This is a genomic window from Janthinobacterium sp. BJB426, from assembly GCF_002735705.1.
GTDB lineage: Bacteria > Pseudomonadota > Gammaproteobacteria > Burkholderiales > Burkholderiaceae_D > Janthinobacterium.
This window is the reverse complement of sequence record NZ_PDZL01000004.1, coordinates 186,398-200,698: the sequence shown is the minus strand read 5'-3', so window position 1 is coordinate 200,698 and position 14,301 is coordinate 186,398. Positions and strand designations below refer to the sequence as shown.

Genomic DNA, 14,301 nt, shown 5'->3' with positions numbered 1-14,301 from the left:
TATATGACGAACACTATCCTGGAAATGCGCGGGATACGCAAAACATTCCCGGGCGTCGTTGCGCTCGACAATGTCAACCTGCGGGTACGCAGCGGCGAGATCCACGCCATCGTCGGCGAAAACGGCGCCGGCAAATCGACCCTGATGAAAGTGCTGAGCGGCGTCTACGGCCATGGCAGCTATACGGGCGACATCGATTACCTGGGCCAGACGCGGCACTTCCGCGGCATCAAGGACAGCGAAGAAATCGGCATCATCATCATCCACCAGGAACTGGCGCTGGTGTCCCAGCTGTCGATCGCCGAGAATATCTTCCTCGGCAACGAACCGTCCCGCATGGGCGTCATCGACTGGGAATACGCGCAAGCGAAAACACGCGAACTGCTGCAGAAAGTCGGCCTGAAAGAGTCCCCGGACACCCTGATCACCAACCTGGGCGTAGGCAAGCAGCAGCTGATCGAGATCGCCAAGGCGCTGTGCAAGGACGTCAAGCTCTTGATCCTCGACGAGCCGACGGCCAGCCTGAACGAAAGCGACAGCGCGGCCCTGCTCGACCTGCTGCTGGGCCTGAAAGCCCAGGGCATCGCCTCGATCCTGATTTCGCACAAGCTCAATGAAATTTCACGGGTCGCCGATGCCATCACGGTGCTGCGCGACGGGAACACAGTCGACAGTTTCGACTGCCGCGTGGAGCCCGTCAGCGAAGACCGCATCATCGAAAAGATGGTCGGGCGCGAAATGGCCGACCGCTATCCGCCGCGCACGCCCACCATCGGCGAGACCATTTTTGAAGTGCGCGACTGGCGCGTCTTCCATCCCGAGCATGCCGACCGCCCCGTCATCAAGGGCATCAACATGCATGCCAAAAAGGGCGAGATCATCGGCATCGCCGGCTTGATGGGCTCCGGGCGCACGGAACTGGCGATGAGCATTTTCGGACGCGCCTACGGCCAGCGCATCAGCGGCACGGTGCTCAAGAATGGCCAGGAGATCGACGTCAGCACCATCGGCAAGGCGATCGCCCATGGCCTCGCGTATGTCACGGAAGACCGCAAGGGCCTGGGCCTGATCCTCGAGGAAGACATCCAGAAGAACACCAGCCTGGCCAACCTGGACGCGATTTCCAAGCGTATGGTGATCGACGAGCAGCGTGAATTCGGCGTGGCCGAGGAGTTCCGCCGCAAGCTCAAGACCCGTTGCTCGAGCGTGGCGCAGAAGGTGGTCAATCTGTCCGGCGGCAACCAGCAGAAAGTGGTGCTGGCGAAGTGGCTGTTTTCGCGCCCCGACATCCTGATCCTCGATGAACCGAGCCGCGGCATCGACGTGGGCGCCAAGTACGAGATCTACAGCATCATCAGCGAGCTGGCCGCCGAAGGCAAATGCATCATCATGATTTCCTCGGAAATGCCGGAATTGCTGGGCATGTGCGACCGGATCTATGTCATGAACGAAGGCCGCTTCGCGGCCGAATTAAGCGCAGCAGAAGCGTCGCAGGAGCGGATCATGCGCGCGATCGTTACACACGGAGAAAACAATGGACAATAAATTGACAGCGGGCGCGCCGGCAGCAGCAGCGCCAGCGGCCGCGCCGCAAGCGAAAAGCTATGCCGGCTTTTTGAAGAACAATATGCGCGACTACGGCATGCTGCTCTCGCTGATCGTCATCATGGGCTTTTTCCAGTACATGACCGACGGCACCCTGATGCAGCCGCTGAACCTGACCAACCTGGTGCTGCAAAACAGCTACATCGTCATCATGGCGCTGGGCATGCTGATGGTCATCGTGGCCGGCCATATCGATTTGTCCGTCGGCTCGGTGGTCGGTTTCGTCGGCGCGCTGGCGGCTGTCCTGATCGTCAACTACAACATGAATTTTGTCGCCGCCAGCATCATCTGCCTGCTGGCCGGCGCCGTCATCGGCGGCGCGCAAGGCTATTTTGTCGCCTTCTTTAAAATCCCGTCCTTCATCGTCACCCTGGCCGGCATGCTGGTATTCAAGGGCCTGACCCTGGCGCTGCTGGCTGGCCAGTCGGTCGGCCCCTTCCCGGAAGGCTTTCAGATGCTCAGCTCGGGCTTTTTGCCCGATCCGTTCGGCGGCGAAAACCTGCGCGGCCTGTCGCTGCTGCTGGGCGTGATCGCCGCTGCGGCGCTGATCATCACCTCGCTGCGCAGCCGCGCCAAGCAACTGAAACACGGCATGGAAAACGAACCGCGCGCCTTCTTCCTGCTGAAAAACGCGATCTTCGCCGCAGTGATGGTGTATTTCAGCTACCTGCTGGCGTCGTACCGCGGTTTTCCCAACGTGCTGGCCGTGATGTCGCTGCTCATCGTCGCCTACACCTTCATTACCAACCGCACCGTGCTGGGCCGGCGCGTGTATGCCGTGGGCGGCAACGAGAAGGCGGCGCGCCTGTCCGGCATCAAGACGGAACGGGTCAGCTTCTACACCTTCGTCAACATGGGCATGCTGGCCGCGCTGGCCGGCCTGATCTTCGCGGCGCGCCTGAACACGGCCACGCCGAAGGCGGGTACGGGTTTCGAGCTGGACGTGATCGCCGCCTGCTTCATCGGCGGCGCCTCGGCCTCGGGCGGCGTGGGCAAGGTGATGGGAGCCGTCATCGGCGCCTTCATCATGGGCGTGATGAACAACGGCATGTCCATCATGGGCATCGGCATCGATTACCAGCAGGTGATCAAGGGCCTGGTGCTGCTGGCAGCCGTGTTCATCGACGTCATTAATAAAAATAAATGAGAAGAACAAGGAAGCACAGGTTCGAGCCTTAGGGGGCTCTGGCCGGCGCTTGCGCCGGCCTTTTTTATGCGGCAGCTAATCGGGCCGCCCGATCCCCCCACCACGCCGCCTCTTCAAATACGGAAAAACCCGACAGATCGGCATGCGCAAACAGAATCGCGCCATCGTGCTCGCGCAGCGCCTTCAAGCCCGCATTGCTGCGAAATCCCGGCAACGGCGCTGCCATGGCGTGGCCGCGCACGGTGATATCGACGCGCTCGACGCAGCTGGCAAAATCGCGTCCATACGCCGTCTTCAAATCGACGCTGGCCAGCGCCAGCAACTCGTCGGGCGTGGCCACGTCTAACCATTTGCGCGCTTCCTGCGGCGTGCGGTCGGACAGGGCCACGTAGGCGCTGAAGACGGTTTTTTCGGGCGGACGCACGCGGATGTCCTGGTGCGTGGAGACGACATAGCCGAGGCCCGGTTCCTGGTACACGACGTTGTCCCAGCACAGGGGCGCATGCGGCAGTTCGTCGGGAAAGCGTTTCAGTAAAAAATTCGCCACCATCCACGGTGCATACGCGGGCGTATCGCGCTTCGCGTCAAAGCCATAGCCGGCGATATTCTTCACTACGCGCGCCGCTACATACAGCGGCATGGCGCAGATGGCCTTGCGCGCCTTGACCAGGTAGGTGCGCGGCTGGCCGTCGACCAGTTCCAGGCACAGCGCTTCGACGCCCTGGTCCGTCGTCTGCACGGAAACCACCGTGCCCGCATGACGTTTGACGCCCGACGCCTGCTCCATGGCCGTGGCCACCGGCTGCATGCCGCCCGGCCAGGTCAGCCAGGCGCCATTGCCCGCATTCGCCGCCTGGCCCCAGCGGCTGCAATAGTAGTGCAAGCCGGCCCAGGCCGACACCTGGTCGTAGCGCGTGCCGTAGTCGTCGCGGCAGCAGTAGTTCAGATACCAGTGCAAGGTGGGCGAGGTATAGCCTTCGCGCTCCATCCACTGCTTTAACGTGATGGTGTCGAGCGCCTGCCAGGCCGGGTCTTGCGACGATTCCACGGTAGGAAAAACGAAGACGCGCTTGCCGTCGTTGCCATGCGCCTGGCGCAGGCGCCGCACCTCGGCAAAGAAGCGCTCGTGCTGCGCCAGTTCTTCGGCGGAGATACCTTCGGTGGGAATGAAGCCCTCCTGCCAGTGGCCGTTGAACAGCAGGCGTTCCTCGGGCGCGTGCAGGATGTAGCGCTCATCGTAGTACGGCTTTTCCGCCTGTGGATCGCGCTGGATAATCCCCAGATCGAACAGGATTTCGCGCACATGGGTCGATTCAGGCGAAGGCAGCGGCAAATAATGGCCGCCCGTAGGATAGGCCAGGTCGCCGAAGTGGCCGCCCGCCGCGTTGCCATATGGCTGCGGCCCATCGATCATGAGGAAATCCTTGTGCCCCAGCTTGTTCAAGCGCCAGGCCGCCGTCAGGCCGGCGATGCCGGAGCCGAGGATGGCCACGTCTGTGGTGATGGTGGCCGAGGGCGCCGGCAGCGCCGTGCGCTCGCGCAGCAGCTTGCGCAGATAGTGCCCCTCTTCCCGGCCCGGATACAGCACCTTCGGCGTGATTTCCTGCCAGCGCAGGTAGGCGGCGATGCTGCCGATGCCAGCGGCGGCGGCCGCCGTGCCGCCGGCGGCCCACAGCATGAAGGAACGGCGCTGCATCAGCGGATCACCCGGTTCCAGTCCTGCTCAAATTTATGCACGAGCGACTGGGTATTCAGGCGATTCGGCGCCATCGGCAGCGGTTGCATGTCGGGCGGGAAGATGAACATTTCGCGTGTGGTGTCCGCGTTCAGGTAGCGCATGGGCAGGCGGTATTTCGTCGGCGGTGTGTAGTCGAGCTGGGGCGAAGCGAGGATAAAACCCCATTCGCCGAACGAGGGCACGTAGGCGTGATAGGGCCAGGTGCGCATGCCCACTTCACGCAGGGTCGAATTGATGGTCCAGTAGGCGTGCGGGGCAAAGAACGGCGACGTCGATTGCACCACCATCAGGCCCTTGGCCGCCAGGTGCTTTTTCACCAGGTCGTAGAACGGCACCGAATACAGCTTGCCGAGCGCAAAGCTGGACGGGTCGGGGAAATCGACGATGGCCGCGTCGAACATATCGCCGTTGTTGCGCAGCCAGACGGCGGCATCGGCATTGACGACGGTGACGCGCTTGTCGGAGAACGAATTATTATTTAACTTTGCCAGTTCCGGGCGCGTGGTAAACGCGGCCGTCATGGCCGGATCAAGGTCGACCACGGTGACGTGTTCGATGTGGGGATAACGGAGGATTTCGCGCAGCGCCAGGCCATCGCCGCCGCCCAGCACCAGCACGCGGCGCGCCCACGGCAAGGCTTCCAGCACGGGGTGCACGAGCGCCTCGTGGTAGCGGTATTCGTCGCGCGAGGAAAACTGCAAATTGCCATTGATGTACAGCCGCGTATCGTCCTTCCAGCGCGTGATCACCAGGCGCTGGTAAGGCGTGGTGGTGGAATACACGATCTGGTCGCCGAACAGGCCGTGCTCGCCCCAGGCCACCATGCGGTCCGACATGGCAAAGCCGGCGATCAGCAGCAGCATCACGGCGCAGGCGCGCAGCAAACGCCCGGCGAGATTTTTCAGCTCGGCGCGGAACACATAAATGCTCCACAGGCCCACGCCCACGTTGAGCATGCCGAACAGGAAGCCCGTGCGCACCAGACCCAGGTACGGCGACAGGACCAGCGGGAACAGCAGGGAAACGGCCAGCGCGCCCAGGTAATCGAAGGTCAGCACGCGGCTGACCAGCTCGGAAAATTCCGTCTGGCGCGTGTTCAGGGCGCGCATCACCAGCGGCACTTCCATGCCGACCAGTGCGCCGATCAGGAACACCATCACATACAATAAGGTGCGAAATGGCGCGGCCATCCACGAAAAGGTCATGAACAGGATGGCGGCCGACAGGCCGCCGATCAGGCCCACGGCCAGTTCGATGTCGACGAAGCGCGAAAGCACGTCGTCGTCGTGTACATACTTTGAAAAGTGAGCACCCACACCCATGGCGAACAGGTAACAGCCAATGATGGTGGAAAACTGCAGGATGGAGTCGCCGAGCAGGTAGCTGGACATGGCGCCGGCGATCAGCTCATACGCGAGGCCGCAGGAAGCGACCACGAAGACAGACAAAATCAGAATCTTTTTGTTCATTGGACTTTTTTTGTTCTAATATGCGTTGACGTTATCAAATACTCATTGTGAGGAATGCCGTGCCCGCCATCCTAAACTATCTGATCCACCTTTTACTGGCCGCCGGGCTGCTGATTGTATTTTTTATCATCTACACGCGCGTTACGCCGTATAACGAAGTGCTGCTGATCCGCCAGGGCAACCAGGCGGCGGCCCTGTCGCTAGGCGGCGCCATGCTGGGTTTTTCCGCCACCATCGCCTCGTCCCTGATGCACACGGCCGACTACCAGCAGTTTTTTGCCTGGGCTTTCGGCGCCATGGTGGTGCAATTGCTCGCCTATGTGGTCACCACGCGCCTGCTGCGCATGTCGAAAGACCAGATCGAATCGAACAACAGCGCTTTCGGCGGCCTGCTGGCCGCCATTTCCCTGTCGATCGGCGCCATCAACGCCGCCTGCATTTCCTGACGTTTTACCTCATTCAAGGACACCATCATGAGCCTCGGCAGCTTTATCAAGAAGCAGTTTATCGATGTACTGCAATGGAACGAAGAGACGGAAGGCGTACTGGCCTGGCGCTTCCCCATGCAGGATTTCGAGATACAGAACGGCGCCATCCTGAATGTGCGCGAATCGCAAGTGGCCGTCTTCGTCAATGAAGGCAAGATCGCCGACGTCTTCGGTCCTGGCACGCACAAGCTGACGACGCAGACTTTGCCGCTGCTGACCAACCTGAAAAACTGGGACAAGCTGTTCGATTCGCCGTTCAAGTCGGACGTGTATTACTTCAGCACCCGCGTGCAGACTGGCCGCAAGTGGGGTACGCCGCAGCCGATCACCATCCGCGACAAGGATTTCGACATGATCCGCGTGCGCGCCTTCGGCATGTACTCGTACCGCATCGCAGACGCCCGCACCTTCTTCACCGAGATCAGCGGCACGCGCGAAGTCTATACGCGCGACGAGGTGGAAGATCAATTGCGCGGCATTTTGATGTCGAGCATGGCCAGCTCGCTGGGCGGGGCAAATGTCCCCTTCCTCGACATGGCGGCCAACCAGGCGCTGATGGCGCAGGAAGTCAAGGATGGCCTGGCGCAGGCGTTTGCCCGCTATGGCGTGGGCCTCGATGAATTCAACGTGGCCAGCATCAGCCTGCCCGAAGAATTGCAGGCGGCGCTCGACGAGCGCATCTCGGCCGGCATGAAGGGCGGCCTGGGCGCCGACAAGATGAGCGGCTTTACCAAATTCCAGGTGGCCAACGCGATCCCGCTGGCGGCGCAAAACGAGGGCGGCATGGCCGGCATCGGCGCGGGCCTGGGCGCCGGGCTGTCGATTGGCCAGGTGATGGCGCAAAGCATGGGCGGTGCGCTGCAGCAGCCCGCCCCGGCGCCAGCTCCGGCCCCCGCGGAAGAAGCGATCGAGACGCGTCTGGAAAAACTCAAGGGCTTGCTCGACAAGGGCCTCATTTCGCCGGCCGACTACGACGGCGCCAAGGCTGAACTGCTGAAAAAACTGATCGGCTAAGCGCGACTGCATGCAAACTGTTTCCTGTCCCAGCTGCGGTGCGGAAGTCCACTTCCGCTCGCATGCTTCCGTGCTCGCCGTGTGCGAGTACTGCCACAGCACCATCCTCAAGGACGCCGATTCCGTCAGGGACGTGGGCAAGATGTCGGCCGTCCTGGAAGATTATTCGCCGATCCAGATCGGCACGGCCGGCGTGCACGATGGCGTGCACTTCACGGTCGTCGGCCGCATCCAGCAGCGCTACAGCGCCGGCACGTGGAACGAGTGGTATCTGCTGTTCGACGACGCCAGCACGGCGTGGCTGGGCGACTCGTCCGGCCTGTACACGCTGACGCGCGAACGCAGCACGCAAGACGCCCTGCCCGTCTTTGGCGAGCTGGCGCCGGGCAAGCGCTATACGATCTGCGGCGAGCCGTACACGGCGGCCGAGATCCGCAGCGCCGAATGCATCGCCGGCCAGGGCGAATTGCCGTTCAAGGTGGGCGCCGGCTGGCGCATCCAGGTGGCGGACTTCCGCAACTACGCCAGCTTTGTCACGCTCGACTACACGGATGGCCCGCAACCCGTCGTCTACCAGGGCGTCGCCGTCACCCTGGACGGTTTGCAGTGCCAGCTGCTGCGCGACGACGACGCCATCGCCAAGAGCGCCGGCAAATACCGCGGCAAGCTCGACGCGCTCGACTGCCCGTCCTGCGGCAGCGGCATCAAGTACGTACCTGGCGCGGCGGCGCAACTCGTGTGCCCCGCCTGCCACGCGCAGCTCGACGCCAGCGGCCCGGAGGCGCAGGTGCTGGCCATCGGCAAGCAAGTGCACGACAACGCCGACATCACGCTGGAGCTGGGCGCCAGCGCGAAGATCAGCAATGTCGACTTCACAGTGATCGGCATGATGCGCCGCGCCGACGACGAGGGCAGCGAGTGGAACGAATACCTGCTGTACAACGCGCGCGCCGGCTTCTTCTGGCTGGTGGAGACGGACGATGGCTGGTCGCGCTCGAATGTGCTGCCGAACTGGCCCAACTGGGCATCGCTGGACACCGCTACCTGCACGCTCGATGGCGCCACCTACCGCAAACTGTATGACTACGGCTCGCAGGTCGTGTACGCGGCCGGTGCCTTCAACTGGAAAGTGGCCGTCGGCGACAGCACGCATGTCCATGAATTCGAGCAGGGACAGACCAAACTGGCGGCGGAGCTCACCGGCGAGGAAATGACGTGGTCGCGCTCCGTGCCCGTCGCCTATGACCAGATGGCCGCCTGGTTCGGCGCCGCCTTCCATGGTGGCACCAAAGCGCAGAATATCCAGCTGAGCCATCGCGGCATCGCCAAGGTCTTCATCGTCATCGTGCTGGTCTTGAATGCGATCCCCATGTTTGTCTCGTTCTCCAGCACCTTGATGTGGAGTTTGCTTGGCTGCCTGGCGCTGTTCCTGCCCGCCGCTTTTCTCGACAAGAATGCAAAGAATCCCCCATGAGTAAATACGTGATCTATGCCCTGATGGTGACCTTCAGTGTCACGGCCGCCAACTGGGTGCGCATGTTCAAGGTAGCCGGCAGCAGCAGCGGCAGCAGCTGGAGTTCGCGCACGGGCGGCGGCGGCGGCAGCTATGGTGGCGGCTCCAGCGGCGGCAGCCACAAGTAAGCATGGCAGCCACACCGCATCTGCCCCTGGGCACCCATTTGCTGGCCGATTTGTCTGGCATCGCGCCGGAACGCCTGTGCGAGAGCGCGGCGCTCGAGCGTCTGCTGCGCGAGGCGGCCGTCGCGGCCGGCGCGCAAGTACTGCACAGCCATTTCCACAGCTTTGGCGCCGGCCAGGGCGTCACCGGCGTGGTGCTGCTGGCCGAATCGCACATCTCCATCCACACCTGGCCGGAATGCGGCTTTGCCGCCGTCGATATCTTCATGTGCGGCGCGGCGCAGCCGCAGCTGGCGCTGGACGCCATCAAGGACGCGCTGCAGGCGGCGCACTGCCAGCTGCAATCGGTGCGGCGCGCGCCACCCGGGCATTCCTAGCGTCGCTGGTGGATCGCGGAGGGATCGCTTACACTGTCGGCTCATATCCCAACCGTGACTCCCATGCACCGTTCCGCCCTCCTCGCCCTGCCCCTGCTGCTGCTGGTCTCCGCCTGCAACGACTACACGGCGCCCAGCCTGTACCAGGCCACCACGCCCGAGTGCAAGACGTGGACGGAGGGTTCGCGCTTCGAACTGCCGCGCGGTATCAGCGTGTATGCCACGCCACCCGTCACCTTGAAGGAAGGCGGCACGGAGCTGGCGCTGATTTTTACGCTTCCCATCGGCACGCAAGCCAGTTTTACGCGCCTGTCCTTCCTGCTGGAAGAACCACACAAGCAGCCATTCGCCGAAGCCAAGGTGCTGACCATCTACCAGCGCGGCATGAACCGCAAGGCGGAAATCGTCGACGTCATCGAGCAGCTGCCCATCATGTTTTCCGCCGTCGGTTCGAGCGCCGAAACCCAGTGGCGCTTGCGCCTGCAACTGCCGCGCCAGCTGCCGCAGCGCTTTGACCTGTCGATGCCCGACATGCTCGTCGCCGGCAAGCGCTACCCGGTGCGCACGTTTACCTACCGCTACTTCCCCGAGCGCCAGGCTTACGGCATGTGCAGCTGAGCCACACGCTCCATTGACGGCGGCGCGCGCCGCTGGCACACTGGCGTTTTCCATCACACCTCAGGAGTAGACAACATGCGCCATTCGGATACTGCCGTGCTGTCGGCTGCCTGATCACTGTTTTCCCCTGCTAAGCCTTTTTAGCTCGCACTTCCCATACGCGTGATCGCGTAGCCGACTTCCCTTTCTTTCGTGCCAGTCATAGCGACTGGCGGTGCCTGCTCGCGCAGGCTACACGTCCGCACGCGGACGACAGAATCTGGAATCACGCTACCATGATCGCATTCGATTTCGCGCAACTACGCCTTATCGGGCTGCAGCAGGCCATCGCCAGCGCAGCCACCCAACTCGACCTCTCTTGCCCTGCCGCACAACTGCTGCGCGTGAGCGCCGTACACCGCGACAGCATCGGCGGGCACGACGGCATCCGGGAACACCCCGCGTACATCGTGCCGCGCCTGCTGCACGAGCTGTTGGCCCAGGACACCGTCCTCACGGTGGGTGACTGGATCGCCGCCGAACCCGATGCGCACGGCACGCTGTGGATAACGGCGCACTTATCCCCGGTCACGCAAATCGCCCGGCGCGGCAATGACGGCCGGCGGCAAGTGCTCGCCAGCAATGTCGATACGGCCCTGCTGGTGATGGGACTCGATGGGGATTTCAACCCGCGCCGCCTGGAACGCTACCTGGCCATCGTGCTGGCGGCCCAGGTCAGCCCCGTGGTGGTGCTGAGCAAGGCCGACGTGGCCGAGGACGTGGCTGGCAAGCTGGCGCAGCTCAAACAGCGCCTGCCGCCTCACGTGCCCCTGTTTGCCATCGATACGCGCCATGCGTATGACGTGGCCATCCTGGAACCCTGGCTGGATGCTGGCCAGACCCTGGTGCTGCTCGGCTCATCGGGCGCCGGCAAGTCCAGCCTGACCAACACCTTGTCAGCGGCGCAGCAAACGACCAATGGCGTGCGCCATGGCGACGGCCGTGGCCGGCACACGACGACGGCGCGCTCGCTGCACCTGTGCGCCAGCGGCGCCTGCATCATCGATACGCCGGGGCTGCGCAGCTGGCGCGCGGACGCCGACGCGCAGACCCTGGCGGCCACCTTCGACGACATCGCGGCGCTGGCGGCGACATGCCAGTTCCGCGATTGCCGGCATGCCAGCGAGCCTGGTTGCGCCGTGCGCGGCGCCGTCGATGCGGACCGCTTGAGCAATTATCACAAGCTGCTGCGCGATGCGCACCGCAGCGAGGAAACGCCGCTCGAGCGCATTGCCGCGCGCGCCAAGTGGAAGACGGTATTAAAGGCGGGAATGGAAAGGGGAAAGGACAAGCGCCGCTGATTTTTACTGAAATTCGTTTGCTGAAAAAAAAGGCAGCCCGAAGGCTGCCTTTCTTGTGCGGCGCAGATTGAAATTAAATCTTGCGCAGCTTCTGGATCGCTGCCAGTTGCGCAATAGCGCTGGCCAGCTCGGCTTGCGCTTGCGCGTAGTCGATGCCCGAATCCTTGTTGTGGATATTTTCTTCCGCCAACTTCTTCGCTTCCAGCGCTTTCGCTTCGTCCAGGTCGTGACCGCGGATCGCGGTATCGGCCAGGACGGTCACGGTATCCGGTTGCACTTCCAGCAGGCCGCCGGCAACGAAGACGAACTCTTCTTCAGCCTGGCCGACTACCTTGATGCGGACCGCGCCCGGACGGATGCGGGTAATCAAAGGCGTGTGGCGTGGGTAGATACCCAGCTCGCCCTGTTCACCCGGCAACGCGACGAATTCTGCTTCGCCTGAAAAAATCAGTTCTTCAGCGGAAACCACGTCAACGTGAATTGTGTGTGCCATGTGTGTCCTATCGGGTTGAAGAACCCCGCCTTGTAAGGGGCAGGGTTAGGCCCAGACTTAACTTAGTTAAGTTTCTTGGCTTTTTCGATTGCTTCTTCGATCGTGCCGACCATGTAGAACGCTTGTTCCGGCAGGTGATCGAGTTCGCCCGAAGCGATCATTTTGAAGCCCTTGATCGTGTCTTTGAGCGAAACGTATTTACCAGGCGCGCCGGTAAAGACTTCAGCGACGTGGAAAGGCTGCGACAGGAAACGCTGCATCTTACGTGCGCGGGCAACCAGCAGTTTGTCTTCCGGTGCCAGCTCGTCCATACCCAGAATCGCGATAATGTCGCGCAATTCCTTGTAGCGTTGCAGGGTCGTTTGCACGGCACGCGCGGTGTCATAGTGCTCTTGACCAACGATCAACGGATCGAGCTGACGCGAGGTCGAATCCAGTGGGTCCACGGCTGGGTAGATACCCAGGGAAGCGATGTCACGCGACAGCGCAACGGTCGAATCCAAGTGAGCAAACGTGGTAGCAGGCGACGGATCGGTGTAATCATCGGCTGGAACGTAGACGGCCTGGATCGAGGTGATCGAACCGGTCTTGGTCGACGTGATACGCTCTTGCAGACGGCCCATTTCTTCAGCCAGGGTCGGTTGGTAACCCACAGCCGACGGCATACGGCCCAGCAGTGCCGATACTTCGGTACCTGCCAGCGTGAAGCGGTAGATGTTGTCGACGAAGAACAGAACGTCCTTGCCTTCATCACGGAACGATTCAGCGATCGTCAGGCCGGTCAGCGCAACGCGCAGACGGTTACCTGGCGGTTCATTCATCTGACCGTAGACCATCGCCACTTTGGAGTTCTCCGGATTTTCCAGATCGACCACTTTCGCGTCAGCCATCTCGTGGTAGAAGTCGTTACCTTCACGAGTACGCTCACCAACACCGGCGAACACGGACACGCCGCTGTGCGCTTTAGCGATGTTGTTAATCAGTTCCATCATGTTGACGGTCTTGCCTACGCCAGCGCCGCCGAACAGACCAACTTTACCGCCTTTTGCAAACGGGCAAACCAAGTCGATCACCTTGATGCCGGTTTCCAGCAGTTCTTGCGATGGCGACAGTTCGTCGTATGCAGGAGCGGTGCGGTGGATCGATGCGACTTGCTCGTGCGACACTGGGCCGCATTCGTCGATCGGGTTGCCCAGCACGTCCATGATGCGACCCAGGGTTGCTTTACCGACTGGCACCATGATAGGTTTGCCGGTGTTCTGGATCATCATGCCGCGACGCAGGCCATCGGACGAGCCGAGTGCAATGGTACGGACAATGCCGTCGCCCAACTGCTGTTGTACTTCCAGGGTCAGTTCCGAGCCTGCCATCTTCAAGGCATCAAATACCTTAGGCATCGCGTTGCGGGGAAACTCAACGTCCACCACAGCGCCGATACACTGAACGATTTTGCCATCAGCCATGTTCGTTCCTTCAATATAGTTAAATTCGTTTAAACCGCAGCCGCACCGGCGACGATTTCGGAGAGTTCTTTGGTAATCGCAGCTTGGCGGGTCTTGTTGTAGATCAGCTTCAATTCGCCGATCACACTACCCGCGTTGTCGCTTGCAGCTTTCATCGCGACCATCCGTGCCGATTGCTCGGACGCCAGATTCTCCGCGACTGCCTGGTACACCAGCGCTTCTACATAGCGCTCCAGCAATTCGTCGATCACGCTTTGCGCGTCCGGCTCGTAGATATAATCCCACGAGTGGGCACCCTTGTCGGCGACCATCTTGTCGGCCGTCAGGGGCAGCAATTGCTCCACGACTGGTTCCTGTTTCATCGTGTTGATGAATTTGGTGTAGCACAGGTACACTGCATCGATCTTGCCTGCCTGGAACTCTTCGAGCATGACCTTGACGGGTCCGATCAGTTTGTCCAGGTGGGGCGTATCACCGGTCTGAATGGCAGAGGCGACGATCTTGACGCCGATGCGATTCAAAAAACCCAAACCCTTGTTACCGATGGCAACTGCTTCAACCCGGTTGCCAGCTGCTTCCAGCTCGCGCGACTTCGACGTCACCTGGCGCAGGATGTTGGTGTTCATGCCGCCGCACAGACCTTTGTCGGTCGTGACAACGATGAAACCCACTGCCTTCGCTTGCGTACCCTGGGCAGCTGCCAGGAACGGGTGCGTGTATTCCGGATTGGCGGTCGCCAGATTGGCGGCGATATTCCGAATCTTGTCACTGTAGGGACGAGCGGCCCGCATCCGGTCTTGCGCCTTGCGCATTTTGGACGCGGCGACCATTTCCATCGCCTTGGTGATCTTCTTCGTATTCTCTACGCTCTTGATCTTGCCTCGTATCTCTTTGCTTGATGCCATGAGTCC

The 14,301-nt window shown here is 61.7% G+C and carries 14 protein-coding genes; 9 read left to right on the top strand and 5 right to left on the bottom strand.

Translation table 11 applies throughout. The annotated features are described in order from the left end of the window. The first annotated feature begins 3 nt into the window (after positions 1-3). Complete coding sequence (mmsA, locus tag CSQ93_RS08705) at positions 4-1,545, top strand: multiple monosaccharide ABC transporter ATP-binding protein (RefSeq protein ID WP_099377718.1); 1,542 nt, start codon at positions 4-6, stop codon at positions 1,543-1,545. After that, on the top strand, positions 1,535-2,752 hold the full coding sequence (gene mmsB, locus CSQ93_RS08700; RefSeq protein ID WP_099377717.1) for a multiple monosaccharide ABC transporter permease: 1,218 nt from the start codon (positions 1,535-1,537) through the stop codon (positions 2,750-2,752). Before mmsA ends, mmsB begins: the two co-directional genes overlap by 11 nt. Before the next feature lie 64 nt (positions 2,753-2,816). Here mmsB and CSQ93_RS08695 read toward each other — a convergent pair whose 3' ends face one another. Both CSQ93_RS08695 and CSQ93_RS08690 read right to left on the bottom strand, forming a co-directional pair. Then, positions 2,817-4,448 (bottom strand): NAD(P)/FAD-dependent oxidoreductase, encoded by a 1,632-nt coding sequence (locus tag CSQ93_RS08695; RefSeq protein WP_099377716.1) that lies wholly within the window; start codon positions 4,446-4,448, stop codon positions 2,817-2,819. Further along, the gene (locus CSQ93_RS08690) at positions 4,448-5,959 is read right to left on the bottom strand and encodes a polyamine aminopropyltransferase (protein ID WP_099377715.1); all 1,512 of its coding nucleotides are present in this window, start codon (positions 5,957-5,959) and stop codon (positions 4,448-4,450) included. Before CSQ93_RS08690 ends, CSQ93_RS08695 begins: the two co-directional genes overlap by 1 nt. A gap of 59 nt (positions 5,960-6,018) precedes the next feature. On the opposite strand from CSQ93_RS08690, the gene CSQ93_RS08685 reads away from it, so the two are divergent. The 7 genes from CSQ93_RS08685 to rsgA all read left to right on the top strand — a co-directional run bounded on the left by CSQ93_RS08685 (position 6,019) and on the right by rsgA (position 11,434). Further along, positions 6,019-6,405 carry a DUF350 domain-containing protein gene (locus CSQ93_RS08685; protein ID WP_034783828.1) on the top strand — a complete coding sequence of 129 codons (387 nt, stop codon included), beginning with the start codon at positions 6,019-6,021 and terminating at the stop codon, positions 6,403-6,405. A 27-nt stretch (positions 6,406-6,432) separates the two neighbouring features. Further along, positions 6,433-7,461, top strand: a complete 1,029-nt coding sequence (locus tag CSQ93_RS08680; RefSeq protein ID WP_099377714.1) for an SPFH domain-containing protein — start codon at positions 6,433-6,435, stop codon at positions 7,459-7,461. Positions 7,462-7,471: 10 nt separating this feature from the next. Further along, positions 7,472-8,935: a DUF4178 domain-containing protein gene (locus CSQ93_RS08675; protein ID WP_099377713.1), complete on the top strand. Its 1,464-nt coding sequence runs from the start codon at positions 7,472-7,474 to the stop codon at positions 8,933-8,935. Then, positions 8,932-9,102, top strand: a complete 171-nt coding sequence (locus tag CSQ93_RS29170) for a hypothetical protein (protein WP_199534316.1) — start codon at positions 8,932-8,934, stop codon at positions 9,100-9,102. Before CSQ93_RS08675 ends, CSQ93_RS29170 begins: the two co-directional genes overlap by 4 nt. Before the next feature lie 2 nt (positions 9,103-9,104). Then, on the top strand, positions 9,105-9,476 hold the full coding sequence (speD, locus tag CSQ93_RS08670) for an adenosylmethionine decarboxylase (protein ID WP_099377712.1): 372 nt from the start codon (positions 9,105-9,107) through the stop codon (positions 9,474-9,476). Positions 9,477-9,539: 63 nt separating this feature from the next. Next, entirely contained in the window at positions 9,540-10,094 is a 555-nt protein-coding gene (locus CSQ93_RS08665) for a hypothetical protein (RefSeq protein WP_099377711.1), read from the top strand. Positions 10,095-10,369: 275 nt separating this feature from the next. Continuing rightward, the gene (gene rsgA / locus CSQ93_RS08660) at positions 10,370-11,434 is read left to right on the top strand and encodes a ribosome small subunit-dependent GTPase A (RefSeq protein ID WP_099377710.1); all 1,065 of its coding nucleotides are present in this window, start codon (positions 10,370-10,372) and stop codon (positions 11,432-11,434) included. Positions 11,435-11,507: 73 nt separating this feature from the next. Here the strand turns inward: rsgA and CSQ93_RS08655 are convergent, their stop codons facing one another. The 3 genes from CSQ93_RS08655 to atpG all read right to left on the bottom strand — a co-directional run bounded on the left by CSQ93_RS08655 (position 11,508) and on the right by atpG (position 14,295). Beyond that, positions 11,508-11,927 (bottom strand): F0F1 ATP synthase subunit epsilon, encoded by a 420-nt coding sequence (locus CSQ93_RS08655; RefSeq protein WP_058050961.1) that lies wholly within the window; start codon positions 11,925-11,927, stop codon positions 11,508-11,510. A gap of 62 nt (positions 11,928-11,989) precedes the next feature. Then, positions 11,990-13,390, bottom strand: coding sequence for a F0F1 ATP synthase subunit beta (atpD, locus tag CSQ93_RS08650; RefSeq protein ID WP_010393778.1), 1,401 nt, complete (start codon positions 13,388-13,390; stop codon positions 11,990-11,992). 29 nt (positions 13,391-13,419) lie between these two features. Further along, a complete protein-coding gene (gene atpG, locus CSQ93_RS08645; protein ID WP_046681852.1) occupies positions 13,420-14,295 on the bottom strand; it encodes a F0F1 ATP synthase subunit gamma in 876 nt (291 codons plus the stop codon). Positions 14,296-14,301: the final 6 nt, after the last annotated feature.